This is a genomic window from Paracraurococcus lichenis (assembly GCF_030657435.1).
GTDB classification, from domain to species: Bacteria; Pseudomonadota; Alphaproteobacteria; order Acetobacterales; family Acetobacteraceae; genus Paracraurococcus; species Paracraurococcus lichenis.
In genome coordinates, this window is the sequence record NZ_JAUTWS010000030.1 from 1 (window position 1) to 24,452 (window position 24,452).

Below are 24,452 nucleotides of genomic sequence, written 5' to 3' on the forward strand. Positions count from 1 at the left end.
GCGCGGTCCGAGAGCGCAACCATCGCGCATGCCGTCGCGCCCCGTGTCGCCCTGGGCGCGTCGCGGCGTGTGCCGCAGCACAGCGCATCCTCCAACCGCGAGCGGCCGGGTCGCGCCGGCCGTGCTCCCCCTTCCGTGCCCCCTCGGAAAATGGCACGACTCTGCACGAAAATCCCCATGGAGGATCGCAGAATGGCCAAGCCGAGCTGGACCAGCCCCGAGACCCTGGCGCTGCATGGCGGCAGCCACCGGGCGGACCCGACCACCGGCTCCGTCGCCGTGCCGATCCACCAGACCACCAGCTTCCAGTTCCAGGATACCGGCCATGCCGCGAGGCTGTTCGGGCTGCAGGAGCTGGGGAACATCTATACCCGCATCATGAACCCGACGACCGATGCGCTGGAGACGCGCATCGCGGCGATCGAGGGCGGCGTCGCGGCGCTCGCGGTCGCCTCCGGCCAGGCGGCGACCGCCTTCTCCGTGCTGAACCTGACGACGCCGGGCGACAACATCGTCTCTTCCACCGATCTGTACGGCGGCACCTGGAACCTCTTCGCCAATACGCTGAAGTCCATGGGCGTCGAGGTCCGCTTCGTCGATCCCGCGGATCCGGAGGCCTTCGGCCGCGCGACCGACAGCCGCACCCGCTGCTACTACGCGGAGACGCTGCCGAACCCGAAGCTGCAGGTCTTCCCCATAGGCGAGGTCGCGGCGATCGGCCGCAAGCTCGGCGTGCCGCTGATCATGGACAATACCGCGGCGCCGGTGATCTGCCGGCCGCTGCAGCACGGCGCGGCCGTCGTGATGCATTCCACCACCAAGTTCATCGGCGGCCATGGCACCTCCATCGGCGGCATAGTGGTGGATGGCGGCAATTTCGACTGGGAGGCGCATGCCGCGCGCTTCCCGACGCTGAACACGCCGGACCCGTCCTATCACGGCGCGGTGTGGACGCAGGCGGTGAAGCCGCTGGGCCCGATCGCCTATATCCTCCGCATGCGGACCTGCCTGCTGCGCGACCTCGGCGCCGCCATGTCGCCCTTCAACGCCTTCATGTTCATCCAGGGGCTGGAGACCATGCCGCTGCGCATGGAGCGGCATTGCGCCAACGCCATCCGCGTCGCCGCCTGGCTGAGCGAACAGCCGAGCGTGACGAAGGTGATCCACCCGAGCGTGCAGGCGGGCGAGGCGAAGCGCCGGGCCGATGCCTATCTCAGGGGCGGCTACGGCGCGCTGCTGGGCTTCGAGCTGAAGGGCGGCGCGGAAGCGGGCAAGCACTTCATCGACGCACTGCAGATGTTCTACCACGTGGCGAATATCGGCGATGCGCGGTCGCTGGCGATCCACCCCGCCAGCACCACGCACAGCCAGCTTTCCGAGGACGAGCAGACCCAGACCGGCGTGACGCCGGGCTATGTCCGGCTCTCCATCGGCATCGAGCATATCGACGACATCATCGCGGACCTGGACCAGGCCCTGAAAGCGGCAGGCTGATGAACGCGGATCGCAGGACGGCCCTCGGGCAACTCGACATCCGGGAGGAGGCGCCCTCCCCCGGCGCCTACCCCACCGTGCGGATGCGGCGGAACCGCCGCGACGCCTGGACGCGGCGGCTGGTCGCCGAGAACACGCTCTCGGTCGACGACCTGATCTGGCCGATCTTCGTCGTCGAAGGGACGAACGAGGAGCGCCCGGTTGCCTCCATGCCCGGCCAGGTGCGCGTCACCGTCGACCGCGTGGCGAAGCATGTGGAGCGGGCGGTCGCGCTCGGCGTGCCGGCGCTGGCGATCTTCCCGGCGACGCCGCCCGGCGCGAAGGATGCCGAGGGCACCGAGGCGCTGAACCCCGACAACCTGATCTGCCGCGCCGCGCGCGAGTTGAAGCGCGCCTATCCCGAGGTCGGGCTGGTCGGCGACGTCGCGCTCGACCCCTATACCGATCACGGGCATGACGGCGTGATCCGCGGGACCCGCAGCGGCGATTATGTCCACAACGACGACAGCGTCGCGGTGCTCGTGAAGCAGGCGCTGAACCAGGCGGAGGCGGGCATCGACGTCATCGCGCCGTCCGACATGATGGACGGGCGCATCGGCGCCATCCGTGCGGCACTCGACGCGCGGGGCTTCGTCGACACGCGCATCATGTCCTACGCGGCGAAATACGCCAGCGCCTTCTACGGCCCTTTCCGCGACGCGCTCGGGTCGGGCAAGGCGCTGCGCGGCGACAAGAAGACCTACCAGATGGATCCCGCCAATTCGGACGAGGCGCTGCGCGAGGTCGCGCTCGACCTCGCCGAGGGCGCCGACATGGTCATGGTCAAGCCGGGCATGCCCTATCTCGACATCGTCCGGCGCGTGAAGGACAGGTTCGGCGTGCCGACCTTCGCCTATCAGGTGAGCGGCGAATACGCGATGATCATGGCGGCGGTGAACAACGGCTGGCTGGAGCATGAGCGCGCGATGCTCGAGAGCCTGATGGGCTTCAAGCGCGCGGGCGCCAATGGCGTGCTCACCTATTTCGCCGTGGAGGCTGCGCAACGCCTGCGCGCGGGCTGACCGCGCACCGCCATACGGCCTTGACCTCCTCCGTCCCGGATGCGTCTCATTCGGCGGGACCGGGAGGGTGGATATGAGCAATACCGACTGGCTTGGCCTCGGGGGCAAGATCGCGATCGTCACCGGCGCCGCCGGTGGCATGGGCCGCGCCATCGCAACCTCCTTCGTCGATGCGGGCTGCGCCGTCGCGCTGCTGGACCGCGAGATGGATGCGCTGCGTTCGCTCGAGCGGCAATTGCTCGATGCCGGCGGGCGCGTCACCGCCATTCTCTGCGACACCGGCAGCGAAGGCAGCATCGCCGACGCGGCGCTCGCCAGCGCCGACCGCATCGGGCCGGCGGACATCCTGGTGAACAATGCCGGCATCCTGCGGCCGGGCGCGCTGGCGAGCCTGCCGCTCGAGGAGTGGAACACGCTGCTCACCGTGAACCTCACGGGTTATCTGCTTTGCGCCCAGGCCTTCCGGCACCAGATGATCGGCCGCGGCGGCGCGATGGTGCATATCGCCTCCATCGCGGCGTCCAACCCGCAGCCGCGCAGCGGCGCCTATTCGCCGAGCAAGGCCGCGGTCGCCATGCTGTCGCGCCAGCTCGCGCTGGAATGGGGGCCGGACGGCATCCGCAGCAACATCGTCAGCCCCGGCTTCATCCGCACGCCGATGTCGGAAAGCTTCTACCAGCAGCCCGACGTGAAGGAGCGGCGGGAGAAGATGCTGCCCAGCCGCCGCATCGGCACGCCGCAGGACATCGCCGATGCGGTGACCTTCCTCGCCTCGCCGCGCAGCAGCTACGTCAACGGGGCGGAATTGCTGGTCGATGGCGGGCTCGACCAGGTGATGATGGAGCTCACGCCGCGGCCGGGATTCTGAGGTCCGGCAGCGCGGCGGGCCGCCCTTCCGCCGCGCCCTCGAAGAAGGCGGCGAGCGCGCGCACCGACATCGCCTCTGCCCGCCGGTCGTAGAAGCCGCAATGCCCGCCGCCCGCGACGGGCAGCGGCAGCACCGCCGGGCAGTCCGCCCAGGCGATGCCGTCCATGGAGGCGAGCGGCACCAGCGGGTCGTCGGCCGCCAGCATGACCAACGTGGGGACGCGGATGCGCGGCAGCACGGCGGCCGGGCGGTTCACCTCGCAGAACACGCCATAGGAGGGATAGCCGAAGCGCGGCGCGGTCACCCGCGCCTCGAATTCCCGGAGCGAGCGCGCCTCCCGTGCCGCCTTGCGTAGCGCGGGCGGCAGGTCCTTCGCCGGCACAGCCAGCACCTCGCGGCGGTAGAGCGCGAGCAGGGCGCGGCCGAGGATCGGGTTGGCATCGATGGTCGCATGCGCCAGTTCGGGCTGCAGCGGCGCGCCGATGGCGGCGCCGGCCAGGATGCGCGGCATACCCGGCGTCTCCGTCAGGCGCCCGAGCAGCAGCAGGGTCAGCGCCCCGCCCAGCGACCAGCCCGCGACCACCACGCCGTCGCGCGTCAGCGTCTCCGGCAGCGCGGCCAGGGCCTGCGCCAGGTCCTCCGACCGTCCGATATGGTAGTGGCTGGTGCTGCGCGGGTTGCTCGGCGCGCTGCCGCGCAGGTTCAGCCGCAGCACGCGGAAGCCGCGGCGCAGCAGGCCATGCGCGGCCTCCCGCAGATAGGGATCGTCCTCGCTGCCCGTGAGGCCATGGACCAGCACGGCCAGCGGCATGGGCCGCGCGGGCCGCGCGGGAAAGTGCAGCATCGCGGCCAGCGCATCGCCATCCGCGAGCGGCAGCCATAACCGATGCCCCTCGGTCAGCGGCGCGGCGATGGGCCAGCGCAGCGCGCGAATGGTCTGCAGCCGGCCGGTCAGCCAGGGCGGGCGGGGATGGAAGGGCACCATGCCAGCGGGAACGCAAAGCAGGGAAAAGGTATTCGCCACGCCCCGTTTTCCATGGTCGGCGGCGCGTCGGCACGCGGGCGCGAAGCGGCCGGCCGGCCTGACGTCCAGGCGGTCTTCCGCCTTCAGGACGATTCGGCGTGACCTGCCAGGAACGCCGCTTCCGTCGCCTTCAGTTCCTCGATCAGCCTCGGGTTCGGGACCCCGGGCCGCAGCCAGCTCACATTGGTCCGCCGGACCTTGGCCGGCGATCCCGACACCAGCGCGCGCCGCGGCACGTCGCGGGTCACGAGTGACCGCGCCCCGACGATCGCGCCGAAGCCGATTGCCGTCTTCTTGAGGATGAGGGCCTCCATGCCCAGCCAGACATGCGGCTCGACGACCACGTCGCCGGGCGGGTTGAACCACTCCGAGGTGTCCATGTCGATGACCGGATGCACGTCGGAGGTGTAGATGCTGGCGCCCTTGGCGACCATGCAGTCCTCGCCGATGACCACGCCGCATCCCGGCCCTTCGATGTTGGCATGCAGGCCGTTGGAGCTGCCGTAGCGGCCCCAGAAGAAGGTGTTGTCCCGGCCGTTGATGTTGACGTCGAAGTGGCTCGGGAAGCGCATGTCGCCGCCGAAGACCAGGAGAGCATCCTGTCCTGCCAGCTTGATCGTGCCGAAGGGCATGGCGCCTTCGGCGAAGACGATGACGTTGCCGCTCGTCTTGGCGTTGAAGACGATGCGCAGGTTGAAGGGCGGGCGGAATCCGGGCGGTGCGAAGATCCAGTTCCCGGCGGCGGGATGGGCACCCTCAATCTGGAGATTCGGCTGCCCCGCCAGGTCGGATGCCGCATGCCGGACCAGGGACGAAAGATCCGGCGTCGCGAATCCCGGCCGCCCGATCAATGCCGGAACACCCCGTCCACCATCACGCCACAGCCTGCCGAAAGCCTGCCCATCCGGCACGGATGCAACAGCATGTCCTGGGGTCACAGACGATCTCCGACCGGTGCAATGGCTCCGCCGCAAGGGGGAGCGGGCCTGCCGCGCCATCAGCGCGAGACAGGCAGCATTCCGGTCGCTTGCCAGCCGATGGTTGCCGCATTCTGGACATCGGGGCGCGGCGGAGGCTCGCCCCGTGATGACCCGAGCCGGCGCGCGCCGGCGCGCGGCCCGCACCGGTCTTGCGGAGCCTTGATCGATGTCCGCGGCAGACCGCTCGCGACGCGTCTAAAGGCCCGAACGCAGAAACTCCGCCACCACCCCGATCTGGTCGGCATGCATCAGCGCCGGCGCATGGCCGCAGCCCGGGATCTCCACCGTCCGAACGCCCGGCCGCCTCGCCATGGCGCGCGCCGTCTCGGCGAGCAGCAGGTCGCTCTCGGCGCCGTGCAGCACCAGCACCTCCGCCGTCACCTGCGACCACACCGCCGTCAGGTCCATATCCGCGGGCTCCACCGCGCGGAAGGCGGTGACGATCGCCGGGTCGTAGTGCAGCGCGACGCGCCCGCCCGCCGCCGGGCGTGCGGAGGTCTCGGCCATGTGCCGCCACTCGGCATCGGTCAGCGCGCCGAAGGGTGCATGTGCCTCCCGCAGATGCCCCTCCAGCCCCTCGAGATCCGGGAATTCCATGGCATGGCCGAGATATTCGCCGATCCGCGCGATGGAGGCCTTGGGCACATGCGCGCCGATGTCGTTCAGCACCAGCCGCCGGATCGGATGGCCCGGCGTCGCGGCCAGCAGCATGCCGCAGATGCCGCCCAGCGAGGTGCCGACCCAGTCGACCGGCCCCTCCAGCCACGCCAGCAGGTGCGAGAGGCAGAGATTGTAGGTCGGGGCGACATAGAGGGCGGGGTCCGGCAGCCAGTCCGAGGCACCGCGGCCCGGCATGTCCGGGCAGAGGACCCGGCGCCCCTCCGCTGCCAGCGCCGCGGCCAGCGCGTCGAAGTCACGCCCGGTGCGGGTCAGGCCATGCACGCAGATGACCGGCCGGCCGTCATCCGGCCCCCATTCGGTCCAGGCCAGGGTGAAGAAGCCCTGCGGCAGGAGGTAGCGCAGGCGGTTGCGGCGCATCAGGGACCCTCTCGATTGGTGCTGGACGCTCCCCTCCTACCGCGGGGTGCGCGGGCAGTCCGGACCTGCCTTCCGCGCACCCTGCCCCGGGCTTCCGCCGGGGTCCTTGCCTTGCCTCAAGCCGGGACGGTCCGCCCCGTGACGGTCAGGTGATGCCCTTCTCCTTCAGCCCGGCGATCTCCGCCTCGCCCAGGCCCAGCAGCCCGCCCAGCACCTCGGCGGTGTGCTGGCCGAGCACCGGCGGCGCGCTGCGATAGGTCGGCGGCGTGGCGGAGAGCTTCACCGGGTTGGCGATGACCTTCACCGTCTCGCCGGTCGGGTGCGGCATCTCCAGCACCATGTTGCGGGCCTTCACATGCGGGTCGGCGAAGACCTGCTCCAGCGTGTTGATCGGGCCGCAGCCGATCTTGAGCGCCTCCAGCGCCTCGATCCACTCGGCCGTGGTCTTCGACTTCATGACCGGCGTCAGCGTGTCCGTCACCAATTGGCGGTTCTGCACGCGGATGGCGTTGGTGGCGAAGCGCGGGTCGCTCAGCAGGTGCTCCTGCCCGAAGGCCTTGCAGAAGCGCTCGAAGGTCGGGTCGTTGCCGACGGCGAGGATGATGTAGCCGTCCTTCGAGGGGAATTCCTGGTAGGGCGCGATGTTCGGGTGCTGGTTGCCGAGGCGCGGCGGATTCTCCCCCGTCGCCAGGTAGTTCATGCCCTGGTTCGCCAGCCAGGCGACATGGGTGTCCAGCATGCCGATATCGATCTGCTGCCCCTCCCCCGTCGCATTGCGGTGGTTCAGCGCGGCGAGGATGCCGATGCAGCCATAGAGGCCGGCGAAGAGGTCGGCGACCGGCACGCCCACCTTCTGCGGGGAGCCATTGGGTTCGCCGGTCAGGGACATGACGCCGCCCATGGCCTGGATCAGCGCGTCATAGCCCGGGCGCGGGGCATAGGGGCCGGTCTGGCCGAAGCCGGTGATGGAGCAGTAGATGAGCTTCGGGAATTTCGCCTTCAACTGCTCGTAGCCGAGGCCGTACTTGGCCAGCGCGCCGACCTTGAAGTTCTCGGCCAGGATGTCGCAGTGCTCGAGCAGCTTCAGGACCAGCGCCTGGCCCTCGGGCTTGGCGATGTCCACGGTGACCGACTTCTTGTTGCGGTTCACCCCGACGAAATAGGCGGATTCCTTGGTGTTCGGGATGAAGGGCGGGGCGAAGCCGCGGGTGTCGTCGCCGGCTTCGGGCCGCTCGATCTTGATGATCTCGGCGCCGAGGTCGCCCAGCATCTGGGTGCAGGTCGGACCGGCCAGCACGCGCGTGAGGTCGAGGACGCGGATGCCCGTCAGCGGGCCCCTGGTTTCCTGCATCGTCTGCTCCCCTTGGGGTGTCGTCGTCTCTGCCATGTCATGCACCAGACGGGCGAGGCTTCATAGGTGGGCGAAGCGAGGCCCCTCCCCTACATCCAGCCCGGCAGGATGAAGATCAGCCAGGCCAGCGGCGGGCCGGCCAGCACCACCAGGATGCTGTATATGAGGAATCTCTTGTAGACACTGTCCCGCTCCTCCGGCGCCGCATTGGCCACCACCAGGGCGCCGTTGGTCGAGAAGGGGGAGACGTCCACCACCGTGGAGGAGATGGCGAGCGCCGCGATCATGCCGGCGACCCCGATCTGCCCCTGCTGCAGGAAGGGCACGGCGAGCGGGATGATGGCGCCCAGCACCCCGACCGAGGAGGCGAAGGCCGAGACCACGCCGCCGATGTAGCAGAGCAGCAGCGCCGCCAGCAGCGGCGCGCCCATGCCGGAGACGCCCTGGCCGACGCTGTCGATGGCGCCCGACTTCTGCAGCACGCCGACATAGGTGATGACGCCGCCGACCAGCAGGATGGTGGACCAGCCGATCTTGTCCACCGCCCCCTTCTGCTCGGAAGGCGCGAGCAGCGTCAGCACGACGGCGACCGTCACCGCGACCAGCCCGACATTCATGTTGAAGGCGAGCGCGCCCACGGCCAGCGCCGCCAGGCCAACCAGCGTCGCCATCTGCTGCAGGTCGAGCCGCGCCAGGGCCGGATGCGCCGGCGCCGCGATCGCCGCATCGGCGCTGGTGCCGTGGCCGTACATGGGCAGCCCCACGGGGCCGTGCTCGTCGCCCGTCACGCCGTCTGGCATCGCCCGCCGGCCCAGCAGGTCGCGCCCGCCGAAGGCCAGGAAGACGCCGACGGCGCAGAGCAGGTTGTAGAAGAGGCTCGCCAGGAAGAGCGAGGTCTCGCCGACCGGCAGGCCGGAGCGCGCCACCACCTGGTTGGTGATACCGCCATAGATCGAGATGGGGGAGAAGCCGCCGCCCTGCGCGCCATGGATCACCAGCAGGCCCATCATCAGCGGGCTGATCTTGTATTGCCGAGCGAATTGCAGCGCGACGGGGGCGAGGATGGCGCAGGCGGCCGGCGAGACCGCGCCCACAGCCGTCAGCGCCGCCGCCACGCCGAACATGATCCAGGGAATGGCGGCGATCCGCCCCCGCACCGCCCGCACCGCCTGGTGCACCAGCCAGTCGATCGTCCCGTTCTTCTGCGCGATGGCGAAGAGGTAGGTGATGCCGACCAGCGTGACGAAGAGGTCGCCGGGGAAGCCGGCGATGATCTGGTTGGCCGTCATGCCGACCAGGGTGGTGCCGATGAGGAAGGCCATGGCGAGGCCGAGCGCGCCCATGTTGATGGGCAGGGCGGTGGCGATGACGAACATCGCCACCAACCCGAGGATGGTGGCCGTTTGCGGCGACATGGCGTTTCCTCCCGGTGTTTTTCAGTTGGGCCTGGGTGGCGACTTCTCCTCGCCGCCGAGCAGGCGCGCGAAGGCGGAACGCGACGGGGCGGCGGGGGCGAGGCGCGGCAGGTTCAGCAGCCCGTCCACGCCGGCGGACCGCACGACCTGGCCGGAATGCACGAAGCGCTCGTGGTTCGCCTCGATATGCTCGCGGTCGTAGAGGTAGTTCACCATGACCCCGTAGCTCTCGCGCATGCCGCGGCCGCCGGTATTGCCGAGGAAGTTGATGCGCTCCAGCCGCGCCCCGTTGCCGAGGTGGAAGCGCGCCACCGGGTCGATGCCGCCCGTGCCGGAATTGGGCCGCGTCAGGTAGGTGGCGGCGAGCCGCAGCAGCGGCGCCCGCAGCGCCTCCCGCTTCGCCTCGTCGGTCCACCAGGCGCCCTCGGTCATGGCCTTGAAGGCCTCGGCCGGACCGGTGCCGCCGAGGGCGGTGGCCTCCTCGGCGCGGAAGAGCCCGCCCTCCGGCGCGCCGGCGATCTCGTGCTCCAGCCAGCGGCGGAAGCCCGGCACCGGCGAGAGGGTGGCGAAGCGCGTGAGCTGCGGCAGCTCGGCCTTCAGTTCCTCGACCACCTGCTTGATCAGGAAATTGCCGAAGGAGATGCCGCGCAGCCCCTCCTGGCAGTTGGAGATGGAATAGAAGATCGCCGTGTCGGCATCCTTCGCGCTGCCCGGTGGCTCGTCGCGCGCGAGCAGCGGCTGCACCGCCTCGGCCATGCCCTTGACCAGCGCGACCTCGACGAAGATGAGCGGCTCGCCCGGCAGGGAGGGGTGGAAGAAGGCGAAGCAGCGCCGGTCCGCCTCCAGCCGCCGGCGCAGGTCCTCCCAGCCCTGGATCTCGTGCACCGCCTCGTAGCGGATCAGCTTCTCCAGCACCGCGGCCGGCGTCTGCCAGTCGATCCGGCGCAACTCCAGGAAGCCGCGGTTGAACCAGGAGGCGAAGAGGTGCCGGAGGTCGCTGTCCAGCACCTTCAGCACCGGCTCGGACTTGGTCAGGCCGGTCAGCTCCTCGCGCAGCGTGACCAGGGCATGGGTGCCGCCGGGGGCCAGGTTCATCCGGCGCAGCAGCTCCTGCCGCGGCGCCTCGGCGACCTCGGCAAGGCGCGCCGCGGCCTCGATGGTCGGGGTGGCCAGCCAGGTCTCGGCCGCCTTGCGCAGGCGCTCGGGCTCCGGCCCGAAATCCTCGACCAGGAAGCGGAAGAAGCCGAGGCGGTCCTCGCCCGCGAGGCCGCAGACCGCGTCGTGCAGCTCGCGCGCCACCGCGGCGCCGGAGGCCTCGCCGCGCTCCGAGAGGAGCGAGCGGGCCAGGCGGCGCGCGCGCTCGAGCGGCGGCAGGCCTTCGGAGGGGACATCGGCATAGGGGCGGCCACGCTCGGCGATGCTGGACCAGAGGCGCTCGAGCCAGGTGCGGGTCTCGGGCAGGGCGGAGGGGCTGGGCGGGGCACTCGCGACGACGTCCTGCATGCTCGCTCCAAGGGCCTGCTGGCCCGTTCTGGTATACACACGATGTGTTTCCGATTGTGTCAGTATGCTTGACGACCTGACAAGACGGTTTCTGTATATTCATGGCGAAGCCCACGGGCCTCGCCGCGGGACAGGACGGAACGGGCGGCATGGCGCGCGAGGGGAACGCGGAGGAGGCCCGGGTGGTGCCGCTCGTGGCGGCGGCCACGACGCTGGCCGAGAGCATCCGCCTGGCCCTGGCCGAGGAGATCATCGCCGGCCGCCTGCCACCCGGGACCGAGATCGAGGAACAGCAGGCGGCCGAGCGCTTCGGCGCCTCCCGTACCCCGGTGCGGGAGGCGCTGCGGGACCTGGCCGCGGCCGGGCTGGTGACCATCGAGCCGCGCCGCGGCGTGCGCGTCGCGGCGCTCACCATGGAACGCCTCGGCGAGATGTTCGAGGTGATGGCGGAGACCGAGGCGATGTGCGCCCGCCTCGCCACCCACCGCATGACGGCGACCGAGCGAATCGCGCTGCAGGCATTGCACGAGCGTTCGGCGGCGGTGGTCGCGGCCGGCGATGTCGGCGGCTACGACGCGCTGAACCGGGACTTCCACTCGGCCCTCTATCGCTGCACCCACAATGCCTTCCTCGCCGAGCATGCGCAGGCGCTGCGGCTCCGCCTCGCCCCCTTCCGGCGGGCGCAGTTCCACGGCGCGGACCGGCTGCGCCGCAGCTTCGCCGAGCACGAGGCGGTGCTGCGGGAGGTGCTGCGCGGCGATGGCGAGGCGGCCGGGCGGGAGATGCGGGCGCATATGCTGGCGGCCGGCGCCAGCCTCGCCGCCACCATGCGCGGGCCGGGCTGAGGCATGCCGATGACCGAAGGGCCGGATGGCCGGATGGCCGGATGGCCGGATGGCCGGATGGCCGGATGGCCGGATGGCCGGATGGCCCGAAGGTCTGAATCGGCTCGCCCAATATACAAGGTGGCTGGCGGGATCGCGCGGCTGGCCCGCCATGCCGCCGCCCGAGGACCCGGATCCCGACCGCGCCGCCCTGCTGGCCCGCTGGCTGGACCTGACCCGCCGCGTCCTGCCCGGCATGGCCGTGGCGCAGCGCTGGCCGATCCGGCGGGACCACTGCTTCATGCGGGTCTGCCTGGACGCGGCGCTCGGCGGCCGCTGGGACGCGGCGGTGCGGCGCCCGGCCATCCGCCACCTGACGCCGGCGCAGCTGCAGGCGGCCGTCGCGGCGGCGGCGCGGATCGCCGCGGAGCCCGGGCTGCTGCCGGGGCTGAACCGGCAATCCCTGGCCTGGCGCGGCAGGCTCCGCTGACCCTCCCTTGCCCGCGCCCCTCCCCGGCGCCATGGTCCGCCGACCGCTGAGGAGGCAACGCCATGCTCGACCGCCCGCATCCCACCCCCGCCGAGCCGGTCCTCGACCCCTTCGCGCTGGCGAAGGCGCTGTCCGGCTTCCATTTCATCGATGGCGGCTATGTCCCGGGCCGCAACGGCAAGACCTTCGCGGTGGTGAACCCGGCGACCGGCATCGAGGTCGCCCGCGCCGCCGAGGGCGATGCGGATGACGTGGACACCGCCGTCCGGAGCGCCGCCCGCGCGCAGAAGGAATGGGCCAAGGTGCCGGCGCGCAAGCGCGGCGCGCTCGTTTACCAGTGCGCCGCCCTGCTGAAGGAGCACCAGGAGGAGCTGGCGCGGCTCATCGCGCTCGAGACCGGCAAGGCGCTGCGGACGGAGAGCCGGGTCGAGGCCGGCGTGGTCGCCGACATCTTCGAGTTCTTCGGCGGCCTCGGCTCCGAGCTGAAGGGCGAGAGCGTGCCCTTCGCGCCCAACGTGTTGAGCGTGACGGTGCGCGAGCCGCTCGGCGTCGTCGGCGCCATCATTCCCTGGAACGTGCCCATGCTGCTGATGGCGCTGAAGGTCGCGCCGGCGCTGGTGGCGGGCAACACGGTGGTGGTCAAGAGCGCCGAGGAGGCGCCGCTCGCGGTCATGCGCATTTGCGAGCTGATGAACCGCGTGCTGCCGGCGGGCTGCTTCAACATCCTCTCGGGCTTCGGCCCGGACTGCGGCGCACCGCTGGTCGAGCACCCGAAGGTCCGCAAGGTGACCTTCACCGGCTCGGTCGAGACCGGCAAGATCGTCGCCCGCGCGGCGGCGGAGAAGCTGGTGCCGGTCACGCTCGAGCTCGGCGGCAAGTCGCCGATGATCGTCTTCGCCGATTGCGACTTCGACAAGACAGTGTCGGGCGCGCTGACCTCCATGCGCTTCACCCGCCAGGGCCAGAGCTGCACGGCGGCGAGCCGCATCTATGTCGAGCGGCCGATCTTCGACCGCTTCGTCCAGGCCATGACGTCGGCCGTCGACAACATGGTCATGGGCGACCCGCTGGACGAGAAGACCGATATCGGCACCATCGTCAGCGAGGGGCAGCTCGAGAAGGTGCGCGGCTTCATCGAGGAAGGCACGAAGACCCCGGGCGCGACCGCGCATGTGTGCTCCGCGATGCCGAAGGACCCGGCGCTGAAGAAGGGCCTGTTCATCCAGCCCGTGATCTTCACCGGCCTGACCAAGGACAGCCGGCTGGTGCGCGAGGAGATCTTCGGCCCCGTCACCGTCATCGCGCCCTTCGACGACCCGGAGGCCGTGCTGGCCGAGGCGAATGACAGCGAGTACGGCCTCGCCGCCAGCCTCTGGACCAACAACCTCAAGGTCGGCCTGGATCTCGCGCACCGGCTGGAGGCGGGGCTGGTGCAGATCAACCAGAACCTCGTGGTGCAGGCCAACCTGTCCTATGGCGGCGTGAAGAGCAGCGGCCTCGGCAAGGAGGCTTCGCTGGAGGCCATGCTGGAGCACTTCATGCACAAGAAGACCATTATGGTGAACATGGCCTGAGGGTCATGGCGCTGCGCGCCGGCTTAGCCAGGCTCGGCCCGGCGCGCGCCTGGCTCGCGGCGGCCCTCATCCTGGCCGCCGCCGTCGCCGCGGCGGAGGCGCAGACCGCCGGCCCGCCCGGCACCGGCGGCTGCGCCGCGCACCAGGCCGGGCTCGCGGCGCTGGCCGGGCTGACGGAGCAGGAGGCGATCGCGGCCATGGAGCGGATGCCGGGCATCCGCACCGCGCGCGTCGCCGGCCCCGGCCAGCCCATGACGCGGGACTACCGGCCGGAGCGCGCGACGATCCTCCTGCGCGACGGTCGCGTGGAGCGGGTGATCTGCGGCTGAGCCCGGCCGTCCCGCGGCCGGGCCGCGGACCATTCCGCGCTTGTATTGCATACTATGTGCGTTTGCGCATGGCGCCGCGGCGGATGTCACCGGGACACTTCCCACGCCAGGAAGGCGTGGAGAGAACGACGATGATGATCACCCCAATCCGTTACCGGCCCGACCGTCACCCCAGCGGGCTGCGCGCCGGATGGCCGCGGTCGCTCCTGCTGGTGCCGATGGTCATGCTCGCCCTCCTCGGCGGCCTCGAGATGCTGGCGACGCCCGACCGCATCGCCGCCATCGCCGCGACGCCGATGGGGCATCCGGCGGAGTGATCCGCGCCCGCCGGCCGGTGCTGCGGGAGGTGCGCCACCGCACGGACGCCGCCCGCCGATCGCGCCAGTCTCGCCGCGACAGGTGAAGGAGCGAGCGCCATGCAGACCAGCCATTCCACGCAGCGCGAGGGCGGCTGCGCGCGCATCGCCGGCCGCAGGCCCGGAGCGGTCCGGTGAGGCCCCGCCGCGCCGCCGGCCGCATCCCGGTGCTGCTGATCCTGGCGAACCTCGCGGTCCTCGCCCTGATCGTCGGTGCCCATGTCGTCCTGCTGCCCGGGGGCGCACCCGCCGCCGCGGCGCCGGACCACCTGGCCTGGACCGGCGACTGAGGGCGCCGGTCCCGGAAGGCCTCAGAGCAGGAAGACGCCCTTGCCGCTGGTCTGGGTGTCGAAGAGCGTATAGGCCTGCTCCGCCTGGTCGAGCCGCCATTCCTCGGTGAACAGGTCGTCCACCGTGATGCCGCGGTCGACGATGAACTGCGCGCATTCCTCCTGTCCGACCGAGGAGAAGGTCCAGGAGCCGATGACCGTCGCCTGCCGCCGCAGCATGTCCGGCGAGACGTCGATCGTGACCTCCCCGCCCTCGCCCACGAAGCAGCAGGTGCCCCAAACCTTCAGCGCGCGGATCGCCTGGATGCGCGCCTGCGGCGAGGAGGAGGTGTCGAGGGTGAGGTCGGCGCCGAGGCCATGCGTCAGGTCTCGGATCGCCGCCACCGGATCGACGTTGGAGGGGTTGATCGCGTCCGCCGCGCCGAACTGCTTCGCGCGTTCCAGCCGCTGCGGCGAGATGTCGAGCGCGATGACCCGCGCGCCCATCGCCGTCGCCAGTTGGGTCGCGGACAGGCCGACCGGCCCCTGCCCGAAGATGGCGATGGTGTCGTTGCCGGAGATGTTCATCCGCCGCAGCGCGCCCCAGGCCGTGCCGGTGCCGCAGGAGATGGCCGCGCCCGCCTTGAAGCTCAGCGCCTCGTGCAGCGGGACCAGCGTATTGGCCGGGACCGCCATGTACTGGGCATGGCCGCCATGGGCGTTGTTGCCATAGACCTTGACCGAGGTCTTCTGGCAGAGCTGCTGCCAGCCGGTGCGGCAGTGGTTGCAGGTGGTGCAGCCCTGGTAGTGGTGCACCATGACGCGCTGGCCGATCTTGGCCTGGCGCGGATCGACGCCCGGGCCCACGGCCGCGACGACGCCGCAGGGCTCGTGCCCGGCGATGACGGGCCCGTCGGCGGTGGCGAGGCCGTTGTTCTGCCGCAGGCCGCGCGGCCGGCGGTACTGCTTCAGGTCGCTGCCGCACATGCCGGAGGCCTTCATCTCCAGCACCACCTCCCCGAAGCCCGGCGTGGGGTCGGGGAAGGACATGATCTCCAGCTCCCGGTCGCCCGTGAACACGATGCCGTGCATGCGTTTCCTCCTGATCGCTGTCGTTGCCGCGGATGCTAGACCGCGTCAGCGGGCGCCGGAAGGCGCGTTCGGGCGCCTTCGACGGCGTCGAGCGCCCCTCGAGGGGCGCTCACGACGCGGGCGTGGCTATTTCCCCCAGCGCAGCACCAGCGGGTCGAGCCGCCGCGCCGCGTCCAGCAGCCCCTCCCGCGTCGCCGGATGCAGCGGCTGCAGGGGGTGCCGCGGCGCGCCGCAGCGGATCACGCCGCCCGCCTCCATCAGCGCCTTGGCCGCGAGCAGCCCGCATTGCCGGTTCTCGTAATTGATCAGCGGCAGCCACTTCGCATAGGCCGCCACTGCCGCCTCCCGGTCGCCGGCGAGATAGGGATCGGTGATCTGCCGGATGCCGTCCGGGAAGCCGCCACCCGTCATCGACCCCGTCGCCCCGGCATCGAGGTCGGCGAGCAGCGTGATCGCCTCCTCCCCGTCCCAGGGGCCGACCACCGCCTCGCCGCCCAGCGCGATCAGCTCCCGCAGCTTGGCCGCGGCCTGCGCCACCTCGATCTTGAAATAGGCGACGTTCGGGATCTCCCGCGCCATGCGGGCGAGGAAGGGCGCCGAGAGCGTCGTGCCGGCGACCGGCGCGTCCTGGATCATGATCGGGATCGAGATGGCCTCCGAGACCCGGCGGAAGAAGTCGAAGATCGCCGCCTCCCCCACCCGGATCGTCGCGCCGTGATAGGGCGGCATGACCATCACCATGGCCGCCCCGGACTCCTGCGCCCGCCGGCTGCGCTCGGCGCAGGCCGCGCTGCTGAAATGCGTCGTGGTGACGATCACCGGCACGCGCCCGGCGACATGCGCCAGCACGGCCTGCATCACCCGCTCCCGCTCGGCGTCCTCGAGCACGAATTGCTCGGAGAAGTTGGCCAGGATGCAGAGCCCCTCCGACCCCGCATCGATCATGAAGTCGACGCAGCGCTTCTGCCCCTCAAGGTCGAGGGCGCCGGTAGCGTCGAAGATGGTGGGCACCACCGGGAAGACGCCCCGGTAGGCGGTCGCCTTGGCCATGCGATTTCCTCCGCGCGGCCGGTCCGCCCGGCCTTCCTGCATGCCCCGCTTCTGCGCCTTGCGCGGCGGCGGTCAAGGCCCGCCCGGCCGGTGACCGGGACGTGACATCGCCACCGGCCGGCACCGCGCGCATGGACGCGGCGGCGGCGCGCGGGCATGGTCCGGCCGATGATCCGCACCCGACCGGGCCGCGCCGCGGCCGCCGCCCGCTGACCCGCCCGCCGCGCCGGAGCCCCTGGCGCTGGCCGCGCCGGATCCTGCTGGGCCTGCTGGCGCTGCCGCTGGCGGCCGCCGGGCTCGCCGCCGGCGCCGTCTGGTGGACGCTGCCCGCGCAGAATGCCGAGCTTCGCCTGCCCGGCCTCTCCGCCCGCGTCATCGTCACGCTCGATCAGCACGGCATCCCCCGTATCGCCGCCCGCACCGAGGCGGATGCCGCCATGGCGCTGGGCTGGCTGCATGCGCGGGACCGGCTGTTCCAGATGGAGATGATGCGTCGCGGCGCCTCCGGCCGGCTGTCGGAGATCGCCGGCACCGCCACGCTCCGCGCCGACCGCTTCGTCCGTACCCTCGGCCTCGCCCGCCGGGCGGAGGCGGACCTCGCCACCCTGCCCGCCGGTGCGCGCGCCCTGCTCGAGGCCTATGCCGCTGGGGTGAATGCCTGGATAGCCGCCCGGGGCCGTTTCGCCGCGCCGGAATTCCTCGCCCTCGGCGCGCCGGAGCCCTGGAAGCCAGCGGACAGCCTGCTCTGGGCCAAGGTCATGGGCATCTGGCTCTCGGCCAACTGGCAGAGCGAGATCACCCGCGCCCGCCTCGCCGCCACCCTGCCGCCGGAGCGGCAGCGCGAGCTCTGGCCGGAGGATGCCAGCCCCGGCCGGCCGGACCTGGCGGCGGTGGATCCCGGGCACCTCGCGCGCCTGGCCGCGGCCCTGCCGCATTTCCCGGAGCCCGGCACCCTCCCCGCCTCGGCCAGCAATGCCTGGACGGTCGGGCCCGGCCGCTCGGCGACAGGGGCGCCGCTGCTCGCCTCCGACCCGCATCTCGGCTTCCAGGCGCCCATCCTCTGGTACCTCGCCCGGATCGACCTGGCCGACGGGCGCCTGCTCGCCGGCGCCACCAGCCCGGGCGTGCCGCTGATGGTCATCGGCCGCAATGCCGACCTCGCCTGGGGCTTCACGACAACCACCTCCGACACCCAGGACGTCTTCGTCGAACGCCTGGCCGGGCGGGATGCCTATGAGACGCCGGATGGCCCGAAGCCCTTCGCGGTGCGGGAGGAGGTGATCCGCATCCGCGGCGCCGAGCCCGTGACGCTGCGGGTGCGGGAGACGCGGCACGGGCCGGTGGTCTCCGACCTCGATGACGCACCGCCCGCCGACCGGGTCCTCGCCGTCGCCATGGCCAATCTGGCGCCGGCCGATACCGCCGCGGCGGGGCTGCTGGCGCTGAACCGGGCCGGGAGCCTCGCCGAGGCACGCGCGGCCGCCGCCCTGATCTCCAGCCCGCCGCAGAACCTGATGGCCGCCGACCGGCATGGCCGCATCGGCATGTACCTCACGGGACGCACCCCGATCCGCCGCGCCGGCGACGGCATGCTGCCCGCCCCGGGCTGGGACGGCAGCCATGACTGGACCGGCTGGATCCCCTTCGATGCCATGCCGCATGTCGAGGACCCCGCGAGCGGCGCCATCGCCAATGCCAACAACCGCCCGGTGCCGCCGGACAGCCCGGTCTTCCTCGGCCGCGACTGGCCCGACGACTGGCGCTTCCGGCGCCTCGGCACGCTGCTGGCGGCGCGGCCGCGGCACGACGTTGCCAGCTTCGTCGCCATCCAGCGCGACACCGTCTCCGCCTTCGCGCAGGACCTGCTGGGGCCGGGGGCGCTGCTGCGGCGCATCCCCCGGCCGGAGGGCGCGGCCGGGGCGGCCCTCGACCTGCTGCTGGCCTGGGACGGCGACGTCGCCGCCGACCGGCCGGAGGGCCTCGTCTTCAATGCCTGGATCGCCGCGGTCGGCCGGCTGGCCCTGGCGCAGGGCGGGGTGCCGGAGGGCACGGTGCGGCCACGCGCGGAGTTCCTCCGCCAGGTGCTCGCGCCCGACGGAGGCGGCGCCGCCTGGTGCGGCGGCGACTGCGCCGCGCTTGCCGGCCGCGCGCTGCGGGAGGCGGTCGAGGGCCTGACCGTCACCGAGGGGCCGGACCCGGCGGCCTGGCGCTGGGGGCGGGTGCATGTCGCGCAGTTCGGCCACCCGATCCTGCGCATGCTCCCCGGCCTCGGGCCGCTCACCACCCTGGCCGCCGCGACGGGCGGCGACGAATGGACCGTGATGCGCGGCGGCATCCGCGGCGCCGGGCCGAACCCCTGGGAGCACGTGCATGGTGCCGGACTGCGGCTCGTCGCCGACCTCGCCGACCCCGACCGGACGCTCGCGGTCATCGCCACCGGCCAGTCCGGCAATCCCGCCTCCGCCCATTGGGGGGACCTGCTGGCCCGCTGGCGGGACGGCGCCATGATCACGTTGCGACGGGCGCCCGAGGAGCTGCGCGGGCGAATCCGCCTGGATCCTTGATTCCCGGCGAACCTCGTTGCATCGAAGTGGTTGATTTCAGCGCTCCCCACCCCGACACTGCATTGGCCGATGCTGCACCGTCCCAATCGCCGTCCGCAGTTCTTCTACACCACCGCGCCGCTGCCCTGCCCCTACCTGGCCGGCAGGACGGAGCGGAAGATCGTGACCGAACTGACCGGGCCGGAGGCGGAGGCGCTGCACGACCGCCTGTCCCGCGCCGGCTTCCGGCGCAGCCACAACATCGCCTATTCGCCGGTCTGCCCCGGTTGCAACGCCTGCGTCCCGATCCGCATCCTGGCGCCGGAATTCGAGCCGAACCGGGCGCAGCGGAAGCTGCAGAAGATCAACGCCGACCTTGCCGGCTTCGAGATGCCGGCGCGCGCGACCGCCGAGCAGTTCCAGCTCTTCCAGCGCTACCAGCAGGCGCGGCACGGCGATGGCGACATGGCGGCGATGGGCTTCTACGACTACCGCGCCATGGTCGAGGACACGCCGATCACCACGGGCATGGTGGAGTTCCGCGACGCGCATGACCGGCTGCTCGGCGCCTGCCTGACGGACTGGCTGAGCGACGGGCTCTCGGCCGTCTATTCCTTCTACGACCCGGCGGAGGCGCGGCGCTCGCTGGGGTCCTGGGCCATCCTCTGGCTGATCGCCCGGGCGCGGGTGCTCGGCCTGCCCTTCGTCTATCTGGGCTACTGGGTCCCGGAGAGCCGGAAGATGTCCTACAAGAGCCGCTTCCGCCCGAGCGAGGTCCTCACGGGCGGCATCTGGCGGGTGCTGGAGGAGGAGATGATCCCCGCCGAGGCGCCCGTGGTGCCGGAGACGGCGGGGTAGAACGACCGGCGCCTGAGTGGCGCCACCCAAGCGTCGCAATGTCACCGGCGAGGCAAGCCGGACCATCCGGCATCATGGCCTGCGCTGGTGACCTCTTGCGGGCCGTGACGCTGGCCTGTCCGCTCGGAAGCGCCACAGAACGATCCGGATCAGCGCCCGCAGTCGGTCCTGGGTGAGCGCGAGGCATGCGATGCGGATCGCCTCGCCGATGGCCGGCCCGAAGGCGGCGACCAGGTGGACCCGGGTGCAGCGCCGGGCGCTGGCCGCGGGCCAACCCGCGATGGCAGTCATCGCCGGCCTCCGCGCCGCCGCCCGCTCGCCCGCAGGCCGGTCGCCCGCAGGCCGGGCCAGCCGGCGAAGCCCGCCGGCCGACACGTCGTCGCGGATCGGCAGGCCCATCACGCTCATCGCGTCCTCCCCTCGGGGTCGGACACCACGAGGGTCACCCCGCCCCGCGCCGCCGCAAGCCATTACCGAGGCAGCAACCCGGCAGGGCGGTTCAGGCATAGACCTTGCGGTACAAGGCGATGATCTCCGCCTCGGTCGGCACGCGCGGATTGTTCGCCGGGCTGCCGGAGGCGAGCGCCTGCTTCGCCATGAGCGGCAGCAGCCCCTCCCAGGTCCCGGCGGCGATCCCGTACTCCTTCGGCGTCGGCACGCCGAGTTCCTGGTTCAGTGCCCGCAGCTCCTCGAGCAGCTTCGACCCGGCGACCTGGTCGGCATCCTCCTCCGTCGCCACCCCGATGGCGCGCGCCGCCTCGGCATAGCGCGGCAGGGCGTCGTTCAGGCCGAACTCGGTCACCGCCGGCAGCAGCATGGCATTGGACAGGCCGTGCGGGACGTGGAAATGCGCGCCGATCGGCCGGCTCATGCCATGCACCAGCGCGACGGAGCTGTTGGAGAAGGCGAGCCCGGCCTGCATGGCGCCGAGCATCATCGATTCCCGCGCCGCGGCATTCTGCGGCTGGTGGTAGGCGATGCGGAGGTGCCTCCCGATCAGCCGCATGGCCGAGAGGGCGAGGCTGTCGGCATGCGGGTTGGCGCGCTTCGAGACATAGGCCTCGAGCGCATGGGTCAGGCTGTCGATGCCGGTATCGGCCGTGGTCCGCGCCGGGACGCTGTAGGTCAGCTCGAAATCCACGATGGCCGCCAGCGGCAGGGCGCCGAGGCCGGCGATCAGCATCTTCTCGTCGGTCTCCGTATCGGTGATGACGGTGAAGCGCGTCGCCTCGGAGCCGGTGCCGGCGGTGGTCGGGATGCAGAGGATGGGGCAGGCCGCCTTGTCGGCCTGGGCCGGCACCTTGAAGTCCCGCATCTTCTGCCCCGGCCCGGCCGCGGCGAGGATGGCGATGGCCTTGGCCGTGTCCATGGGGCTGCCGCCGCCGAAGCCGATCAGGCAGTCGTAGTCGCCGGCGCGGAAGGCGGCGACGCCGGCCTCGATCACCGTGTCGGTGGGGTCCGGCACCGTCTCGGCAAAGACCTGCGGCGCGAGGCCGGCGGCCCGCAGCGGCGCGAGGCAGCGCTCCACCGTGCCGGAGGAGAGCATCCAGGGATCGGTGACGACGAGGGGGCGGGACAGGCCGAAGAGGCCCAGCACCTCCGCGATCTGGCCGACGCTGCCGCCGCCGATGCGCATCAGGCGCGGCGAGACGATGGTTGCGGTCATGGGCGCCCCTCCTCCTTCGGGGCGGGCAGGATACCGACGGCGGGCGGCGCGGCAAGGCGAGCGCCGGAGGCTTCGGCGGCTGTGTCAGCAGCATATCAATTGCCGACAATGTGCGCGCGGTCGCAGCCAAGGGGCTGCCCCGGCGTTGCATATGACAGGCGAAGAAGGGGAGCCCGGGCCCATGACCGACCTGCCGGCACGTCGCCGCCGCACGGACGCCCCGGCCGAGCTTCAGCCGGGCGACAACGCCTTCGACCTCTGGTTGCGCGAGAGCCTGCGCCAGGCCTTCGACGAGGTCGCCTGCGAGCCGGTCCCCGAGGATCTCCTGCGCATGATCGAGGAGGACCGGGCCGAACGCGAGCGGCTGCGGCGGCAGCGCCGCGGCGGGACTGGCTGAGGGCCGGCCCTCAGCTCCAGCGGAAGGTGAAGGGCGCGATCTTCTCCGCCGGGCGATGCGCCCAGTCCAGTTCCGGCACGCGGTCCTCGACGCGCTTCTGCGCCTCGTGCAGGTGGGCGGCGGCGGCGCGGTAGTCCATGGTCAGGACCTCGCCATCCTCCACCACCCTGGTGCCGTCGACATAGACGGCCTTCAGCGCCCGGTCACCGGCGGCATAGATCAGGCTGCGCAGCGGGTCGCGGGCCGGCCGCATCATCGGATGGGTGATGTCCACCAGCACCAGGTCCGCCCGGCAGCCCGCCGCCAGCCGGCCGATGTCGTCGCGCCCGAGGGCCCTGGCGCCGCCGATGGTCGCCGCCTCGAACAGCTCGGTCGTGGTCAGGCTGCGCGGATCCGTCGCCTGGGTGCGGGCGAGATAGGCGGCCAGCCGCATCTCGTCGAGCATGTTGTGCGGATAGGTGTCGGTGCCGAGGCCCATGTTCACCCCGCGCCGCCTGTACCGCCCCAGATGCTTCAGGGTGATGCCGCGGCGGGCGAAGACGGTCGGGCAGTGGGCCACGGTGGTGCCGGTCTCGGCCAGGATGTCGAGGTCTCGCTGGGTGTGCCAGGGCGTGCTCGGATGGTCGTCGAGGAAGATGCCGTGGCCGATGATGCTGCGCTCCTGCAGCAGCCCCTGCTCGTGCAGCCAGCCGATCGGCGTGAAGCCGGTGCGGCGGGTGATTTCGTGGAACTCGGCGACGGCCTGCGCGGCATGGATCTGCCAGGAGACGCCGCGGCGCCGCGCCTCCGCGCGGCTGTCCTGCAGCAGCTCCGGCGTGCAGGTGTCGATCTGCGCCGGCACCACCATGCCGAAGAGGCGGCCGCTCTCGTGCTGCTCGGCACGCTCGATCAGCGTCAGCGCCTCGGCGAAGGCCTTCTCGCCCGCCTTCTCGTCCCAGGCGTATTCCACCACATGCCCGTTCTTCGTGAACCAGCGGGCGGAGCGGAACATGGGCGCGATGCAGACGCGCATGCCGCTCTCGCCGAGCAGGTCGAGCCAGCCGGGATGCGCCATGGAGAGGTCTGCGACGGTGGTCACGCCCGAGAGCAGCAGCTCGGAGAGCGCGACGCGCACGCAGCTCGGCACCGCCTCGGCATCCCCGCGGAAGATGGGCAGGTATTCGTAGAGGGAGGAGTTGTAGAGGCCGGGCGTGCCCACCTCGTCGGTGAAGCCCTTGTTCATGGGCTCGCTCGACGGGTGGGAATGGATGTTGACCAGGCCCGGCATGACCATCAGGCCGCTGCCGGGGATGGTCTCGTCGACCGGGCCGGCATAGCCGCGGCCGACGAAGGTGAGCCGGCCATCCTCGAAGGCGATGTCGGCGCCGGTGAGGTAGGTGTGCTGCTTCTCCGTGGCGTCCCAGGCGATGGCGACGTCGGCATTGCGGATCAGCGTGGTGGTCATGCCCGGGATGTCCCTTCTCGTGGCGGTGCCGCTCAGCTCCGCCAGTCCGGCCCGCCCTCGATCAGCCGCAGCGCCGCCTGCCAGGCCAGGGCGCGGATATGGTCGCTGCCGGGGAGCCGGTACTGCGCGGCGGTGCGCTCGCAGACCTCCTTCGGCGGGAAGATGAGCGGCGCGCCGCCGCTCATCGCCGCGACCTGGGCGGAGCAGGCGCGCTCGAGGTAGTAGAGCTCGTGATAGGCATGCGCGGCGCTCGCGCCGCAGACCAGCAGGCCGTGGTTGCGCAGGATCATGGCGTCGTGGGTGCCGAGATCCTTCACCAGCCGCACCCGCTCGTCCTCGTCCAGCGCGATGCCTTCGTAGCCGTGATAGGCGAGGTGGCCGTAGTATTTCAGCGCGTGCTGGCTGATCGGCAGCAGCCCGTCCTTCTGGGCGGAGACCGCGATGCCGTCCCGCGTATGGGTATGGATGACGAAATGCGCATCCTCCCGCGCCGCATGCACGGCGGAATGGATGACAAAGCCGGCCTTGTTGACCAGCTCGCCGCTGCCGTCCCAGCCCGGCTGGTCCTCCACCGGATTGCCGTCGAGGTCGATCTTCACCAGGTCGCTGGCGCGCATCTCGTGGTGCATGACGCCGTAGCGGTTCAGCAGGAAATGGTGCTCCGGCCCGGGCACGCGGGCGCTGATATGGGTGAAGATCCAGTCCGTCCATTTGTGATGGGCGCAGAGGCGGTACAGCGCCGCCAGGTCGCACCGGACGCGCCATTCCTCCTCCGACCAGGGGCGGAGCGAGGCGGGCGGGGTCGCAACGTTCATGGCCGGTCTCC

24 protein-coding genes are annotated in these 24,452 nt (G+C 71.6%); 12 read left to right on the plus strand and 12 right to left on the minus strand.

The window, feature by feature from the left end:
• Positions 1–177 precede the first annotated feature (177 nt).
• The 3 genes from Q7A36_RS24370 (at position 178) to Q7A36_RS24380 (ending at position 3,423) form a co-directional block, all read left to right on the plus strand.
• On the plus strand, positions 178–1,494 hold the full coding sequence (locus tag Q7A36_RS24370; RefSeq protein WP_305106362.1) for an O-acetylhomoserine aminocarboxypropyltransferase/cysteine synthase family protein: 1,317 nt from the start codon (positions 178–180) through the stop codon (positions 1,492–1,494).
• Entirely contained in the window at positions 1,494–2,555 is a 1,062-nt protein-coding gene (gene hemB / locus Q7A36_RS24375) for a porphobilinogen synthase (RefSeq protein ID WP_305106363.1), read from the plus strand. The genes Q7A36_RS24370 and hemB overlap by 1 nt, the downstream gene beginning before the upstream one ends.
• A 73-nt stretch (positions 2,556–2,628) precedes the next feature.
• On the plus strand, positions 2,629–3,423 hold the full coding sequence (locus Q7A36_RS24380; protein WP_305106364.1) for an SDR family NAD(P)-dependent oxidoreductase: 795 nt from the start codon (positions 2,629–2,631) through the stop codon (positions 3,421–3,423).
• On the opposite strand, the gene Q7A36_RS24385 is transcribed toward Q7A36_RS24380, so the two are convergent.
• From Q7A36_RS24385 to Q7A36_RS24410, 6 genes are all read right to left on the minus strand, one after another.
• Positions 3,401–4,447, minus strand: coding sequence for an alpha/beta fold hydrolase (locus Q7A36_RS24385; protein ID WP_305106365.1), 1,047 nt, complete (start codon positions 4,445–4,447; stop codon positions 3,401–3,403). The two genes, Q7A36_RS24380 and Q7A36_RS24385, sit on opposite strands and share 23 nt — an antisense overlap.
• 83 nt (positions 4,448–4,530) lie before the next feature.
• Positions 4,531–5,298, minus strand: a complete 768-nt coding sequence (locus Q7A36_RS24390; protein ID WP_305106366.1) for an acyltransferase — start codon at positions 5,296–5,298, stop codon at positions 4,531–4,533.
• 324 nt (positions 5,299–5,622) lie between these two features.
• Positions 5,623–6,465, minus strand: coding sequence for an alpha/beta fold hydrolase (locus Q7A36_RS24395; protein WP_305106367.1), 843 nt, complete (start codon positions 6,463–6,465; stop codon positions 5,623–5,625).
• A 145-nt stretch (positions 6,466–6,610) separates the two neighbouring features.
• Complete coding sequence (locus Q7A36_RS24400) at positions 6,611–7,816, minus strand: CaiB/BaiF CoA transferase family protein (protein ID WP_305106368.1); 1,206 nt, start codon at positions 7,814–7,816, stop codon at positions 6,611–6,613.
• An 89-nt stretch (positions 7,817–7,905) separates the two neighbouring features.
• Entirely contained in the window at positions 7,906–9,231 is a 1,326-nt protein-coding gene (locus tag Q7A36_RS24405; protein WP_305106369.1) for an SLC13 family permease, read from the minus strand.
• Between the two features lie 21 nt (positions 9,232–9,252).
• Positions 9,253–10,734 (minus strand): malonyl-CoA decarboxylase domain-containing protein, encoded by a 1,482-nt coding sequence (locus Q7A36_RS24410; RefSeq protein ID WP_305106370.1) that lies wholly within the window; start codon positions 10,732–10,734, stop codon positions 9,253–9,255.
• Between the two features lie 101 nt (positions 10,735–10,835).
• On the opposite strand from Q7A36_RS24410, the gene Q7A36_RS24415 reads away from it, so the two are divergent.
• The 6 genes from Q7A36_RS24415 (at position 10,836) to Q7A36_RS24440 (ending at position 14,597) form a co-directional block, all read left to right on the plus strand.
• Entirely contained in the window at positions 10,836–11,579 is a 744-nt protein-coding gene (locus tag Q7A36_RS24415) for a GntR family transcriptional regulator (protein WP_305106371.1), read from the plus strand.
• Between the two features lie 151 nt (positions 11,580–11,730).
• The gene (locus tag Q7A36_RS24420; RefSeq protein ID WP_305106372.1) at positions 11,731–12,048 is read left to right on the plus strand and encodes a hypothetical protein; all 318 of its coding nucleotides are present in this window, start codon (positions 11,731–11,733) and stop codon (positions 12,046–12,048) included.
• Between the two features lie 62 nt (positions 12,049–12,110).
• Complete coding sequence (locus tag Q7A36_RS24425; RefSeq protein WP_305106373.1) at positions 12,111–13,622, plus strand: aldehyde dehydrogenase family protein; 1,512 nt, start codon at positions 12,111–12,113, stop codon at positions 13,620–13,622.
• A gap of 5 nt (positions 13,623–13,627) precedes the next feature.
• The gene (locus Q7A36_RS24430; protein ID WP_305106374.1) at positions 13,628–13,951 is read left to right on the plus strand and encodes an I78 family peptidase inhibitor; all 324 of its coding nucleotides are present in this window, start codon (positions 13,628–13,630) and stop codon (positions 13,949–13,951) included.
• A gap of 131 nt (positions 13,952–14,082) precedes the next feature.
• The gene (locus tag Q7A36_RS24435; RefSeq protein ID WP_305106375.1) at positions 14,083–14,268 is read left to right on the plus strand and encodes a hypothetical protein; all 186 of its coding nucleotides are present in this window, start codon (positions 14,083–14,085) and stop codon (positions 14,266–14,268) included.
• Between the two features lie 173 nt (positions 14,269–14,441).
• Positions 14,442–14,597, plus strand: coding sequence for a hypothetical protein (locus Q7A36_RS24440; RefSeq protein ID WP_305106376.1), 156 nt, complete (start codon positions 14,442–14,444; stop codon positions 14,595–14,597).
• Positions 14,598–14,618: 21 nt separating this feature from the next.
• Here the strand turns inward: Q7A36_RS24440 and Q7A36_RS24445 are convergent, their stop codons facing one another.
• A complete protein-coding gene (locus Q7A36_RS24445; RefSeq protein ID WP_305106377.1) occupies positions 14,619–15,668 on the minus strand; it encodes a zinc-dependent alcohol dehydrogenase family protein in 1,050 nt (349 codons plus the stop codon).
• A 126-nt stretch (positions 15,669–15,794) separates the two neighbouring features.
• Positions 15,795–16,718, minus strand: a complete 924-nt coding sequence (locus Q7A36_RS24450; RefSeq protein WP_305106378.1) for a dihydrodipicolinate synthase family protein — start codon at positions 16,716–16,718, stop codon at positions 15,795–15,797.
• A gap of 101 nt (positions 16,719–16,819) precedes the next feature.
• Here Q7A36_RS24450 and Q7A36_RS24455 point away from each other — a divergent pair, with 101 nt between their 5' ends.
• Together Q7A36_RS24455 and Q7A36_RS24460 are read left to right on the plus strand one after the other, a co-directional pair.
• On the plus strand, positions 16,820–19,282 hold the full coding sequence (locus tag Q7A36_RS24455; RefSeq protein WP_305106379.1) for a penicillin acylase family protein: 2,463 nt from the start codon (positions 16,820–16,822) through the stop codon (positions 19,280–19,282).
• 69 nt (positions 19,283–19,351) lie between these two features.
• Positions 19,352–20,119: an arginyltransferase gene (locus tag Q7A36_RS24460; RefSeq protein ID WP_305106380.1), complete on the plus strand. Its 768-nt coding sequence runs from the start codon at positions 19,352–19,354 to the stop codon at positions 20,117–20,119.
• 72 nt (positions 20,120–20,191) lie between these two features.
• Here Q7A36_RS24460 and Q7A36_RS24465 read toward each other — a convergent pair whose 3' ends face one another.
• Complete coding sequence (locus Q7A36_RS24465; RefSeq protein ID WP_305106381.1) at positions 20,192–20,527, minus strand: hypothetical protein; 336 nt, start codon at positions 20,525–20,527, stop codon at positions 20,192–20,194.
• 91 nt (positions 20,528–20,618) lie between these two features.
• Positions 20,619–21,785: an iron-containing alcohol dehydrogenase gene (locus Q7A36_RS24470; protein WP_305106382.1), complete on the minus strand. Its 1,167-nt coding sequence runs from the start codon at positions 21,783–21,785 to the stop codon at positions 20,619–20,621.
• Positions 21,786–21,966: 181 nt separating this feature from the next.
• On the opposite strand from Q7A36_RS24470, the gene Q7A36_RS24475 reads away from it, so the two are divergent.
• Positions 21,967–22,182 (plus strand): hypothetical protein, encoded by a 216-nt coding sequence (locus tag Q7A36_RS24475; protein WP_305106383.1) that lies wholly within the window; start codon positions 21,967–21,969, stop codon positions 22,180–22,182.
• Positions 22,183–22,192: 10 nt separating this feature from the next.
• Here Q7A36_RS24475 and Q7A36_RS24480 read toward each other — a convergent pair whose 3' ends face one another.
• Together Q7A36_RS24480 and Q7A36_RS24485 are read right to left on the minus strand one after the other, a co-directional pair.
• Positions 22,193–23,626 carry an amidohydrolase family protein gene (locus Q7A36_RS24480; protein ID WP_305106384.1) on the minus strand — a complete coding sequence of 478 codons (1,434 nt, stop codon included), beginning with the start codon at positions 23,624–23,626 and terminating at the stop codon, positions 22,193–22,195.
• A 32-nt stretch (positions 23,627–23,658) separates the two neighbouring features.
• Entirely contained in the window at positions 23,659–24,441 is a 783-nt protein-coding gene (locus Q7A36_RS24485) for a class II aldolase/adducin family protein (RefSeq protein WP_305106385.1), read from the minus strand.
• Positions 24,442–24,452: the final 11 nt, after the last annotated feature.

Bases quoted from the DNA above. Each gene is read 5' to 3' on its own strand.
- Q7A36_RS24370 (WP_305106362.1), top strand. From the start codon at position 178: ATGGAGGATCGCAGAATGGCCAAGCCGAGCTGGACCAGCCCCGAGACC.
- hemB (WP_305106363.1), top strand. From the start codon at position 1,494: ATGAACGCGGATCGCAGGACGGCCCTCGGGCAACTCGACATCCGGGAG.
- Q7A36_RS24380 (WP_305106364.1), top strand. From the start codon at position 2,629: ATGAGCAATACCGACTGGCTTGGCCTCGGGGGCAAGATCGCGATCGTC.
- Q7A36_RS24395 (WP_305106367.1), bottom strand. From the start codon at position 6,465: ATGCGCCGCAACCGCCTGCGCTACCTCCTGCCGCAGGGCTTCTTCACC.
- Q7A36_RS24400 (WP_305106368.1), bottom strand. From the start codon at position 7,816: ATGCAGGAAACCAGGGGCCCGCTGACGGGCATCCGCGTCCTCGACCTC.
- Q7A36_RS24405 (WP_305106369.1), bottom strand. From the start codon at position 9,231: ATGTCGCCGCAAACGGCCACCATCCTCGGGTTGGTGGCGATGTTCGTC.
- Q7A36_RS24410 (WP_305106370.1), bottom strand. From the start codon at position 10,734: ATGCAGGACGTCGTCGCGAGTGCCCCGCCCAGCCCCTCCGCCCTGCCC.
- Q7A36_RS24415 (WP_305106371.1), top strand. From the start codon at position 10,836: ATGGCGAAGCCCACGGGCCTCGCCGCGGGACAGGACGGAACGGGCGGC.
- Q7A36_RS24420 (WP_305106372.1), top strand. From the start codon at position 11,731: ATGCCGCCGCCCGAGGACCCGGATCCCGACCGCGCCGCCCTGCTGGCC.
- Q7A36_RS24425 (WP_305106373.1), top strand. From the start codon at position 12,111: ATGCTCGACCGCCCGCATCCCACCCCCGCCGAGCCGGTCCTCGACCCC.
- Q7A36_RS24430 (WP_305106374.1), top strand. From the start codon at position 13,628: ATGGCGCTGCGCGCCGGCTTAGCCAGGCTCGGCCCGGCGCGCGCCTGG.
- Q7A36_RS24435 (WP_305106375.1), top strand. From the start codon at position 14,083: ATGATGATCACCCCAATCCGTTACCGGCCCGACCGTCACCCCAGCGGG.
- Q7A36_RS24445 (WP_305106377.1), bottom strand. From the start codon at position 15,668: ATGCACGGCATCGTGTTCACGGGCGACCGGGAGCTGGAGATCATGTCC.
- Q7A36_RS24450 (WP_305106378.1), bottom strand. From the start codon at position 16,718: ATGGCCAAGGCGACCGCCTACCGGGGCGTCTTCCCGGTGGTGCCCACC.
- Q7A36_RS24460 (WP_305106380.1), top strand. From the start codon at position 19,352: ATGCTGCACCGTCCCAATCGCCGTCCGCAGTTCTTCTACACCACCGCG.
- Q7A36_RS24465 (WP_305106381.1), bottom strand. From the start codon at position 20,527: ATGAGCGTGATGGGCCTGCCGATCCGCGACGACGTGTCGGCCGGCGGG.
- Q7A36_RS24470 (WP_305106382.1), bottom strand. From the start codon at position 21,785: ATGACCGCAACCATCGTCTCGCCGCGCCTGATGCGCATCGGCGGCGGC.
- Q7A36_RS24475 (WP_305106383.1), top strand. From the start codon at position 21,967: ATGACCGACCTGCCGGCACGTCGCCGCCGCACGGACGCCCCGGCCGAG.
- Q7A36_RS24480 (WP_305106384.1), bottom strand. From the start codon at position 23,626: ATGACCACCACGCTGATCCGCAATGCCGACGTCGCCATCGCCTGGGAC.
- Q7A36_RS24485 (WP_305106385.1), bottom strand. From the start codon at position 24,441: ATGAACGTTGCGACCCCGCCCGCCTCGCTCCGCCCCTGGTCGGAGGAG.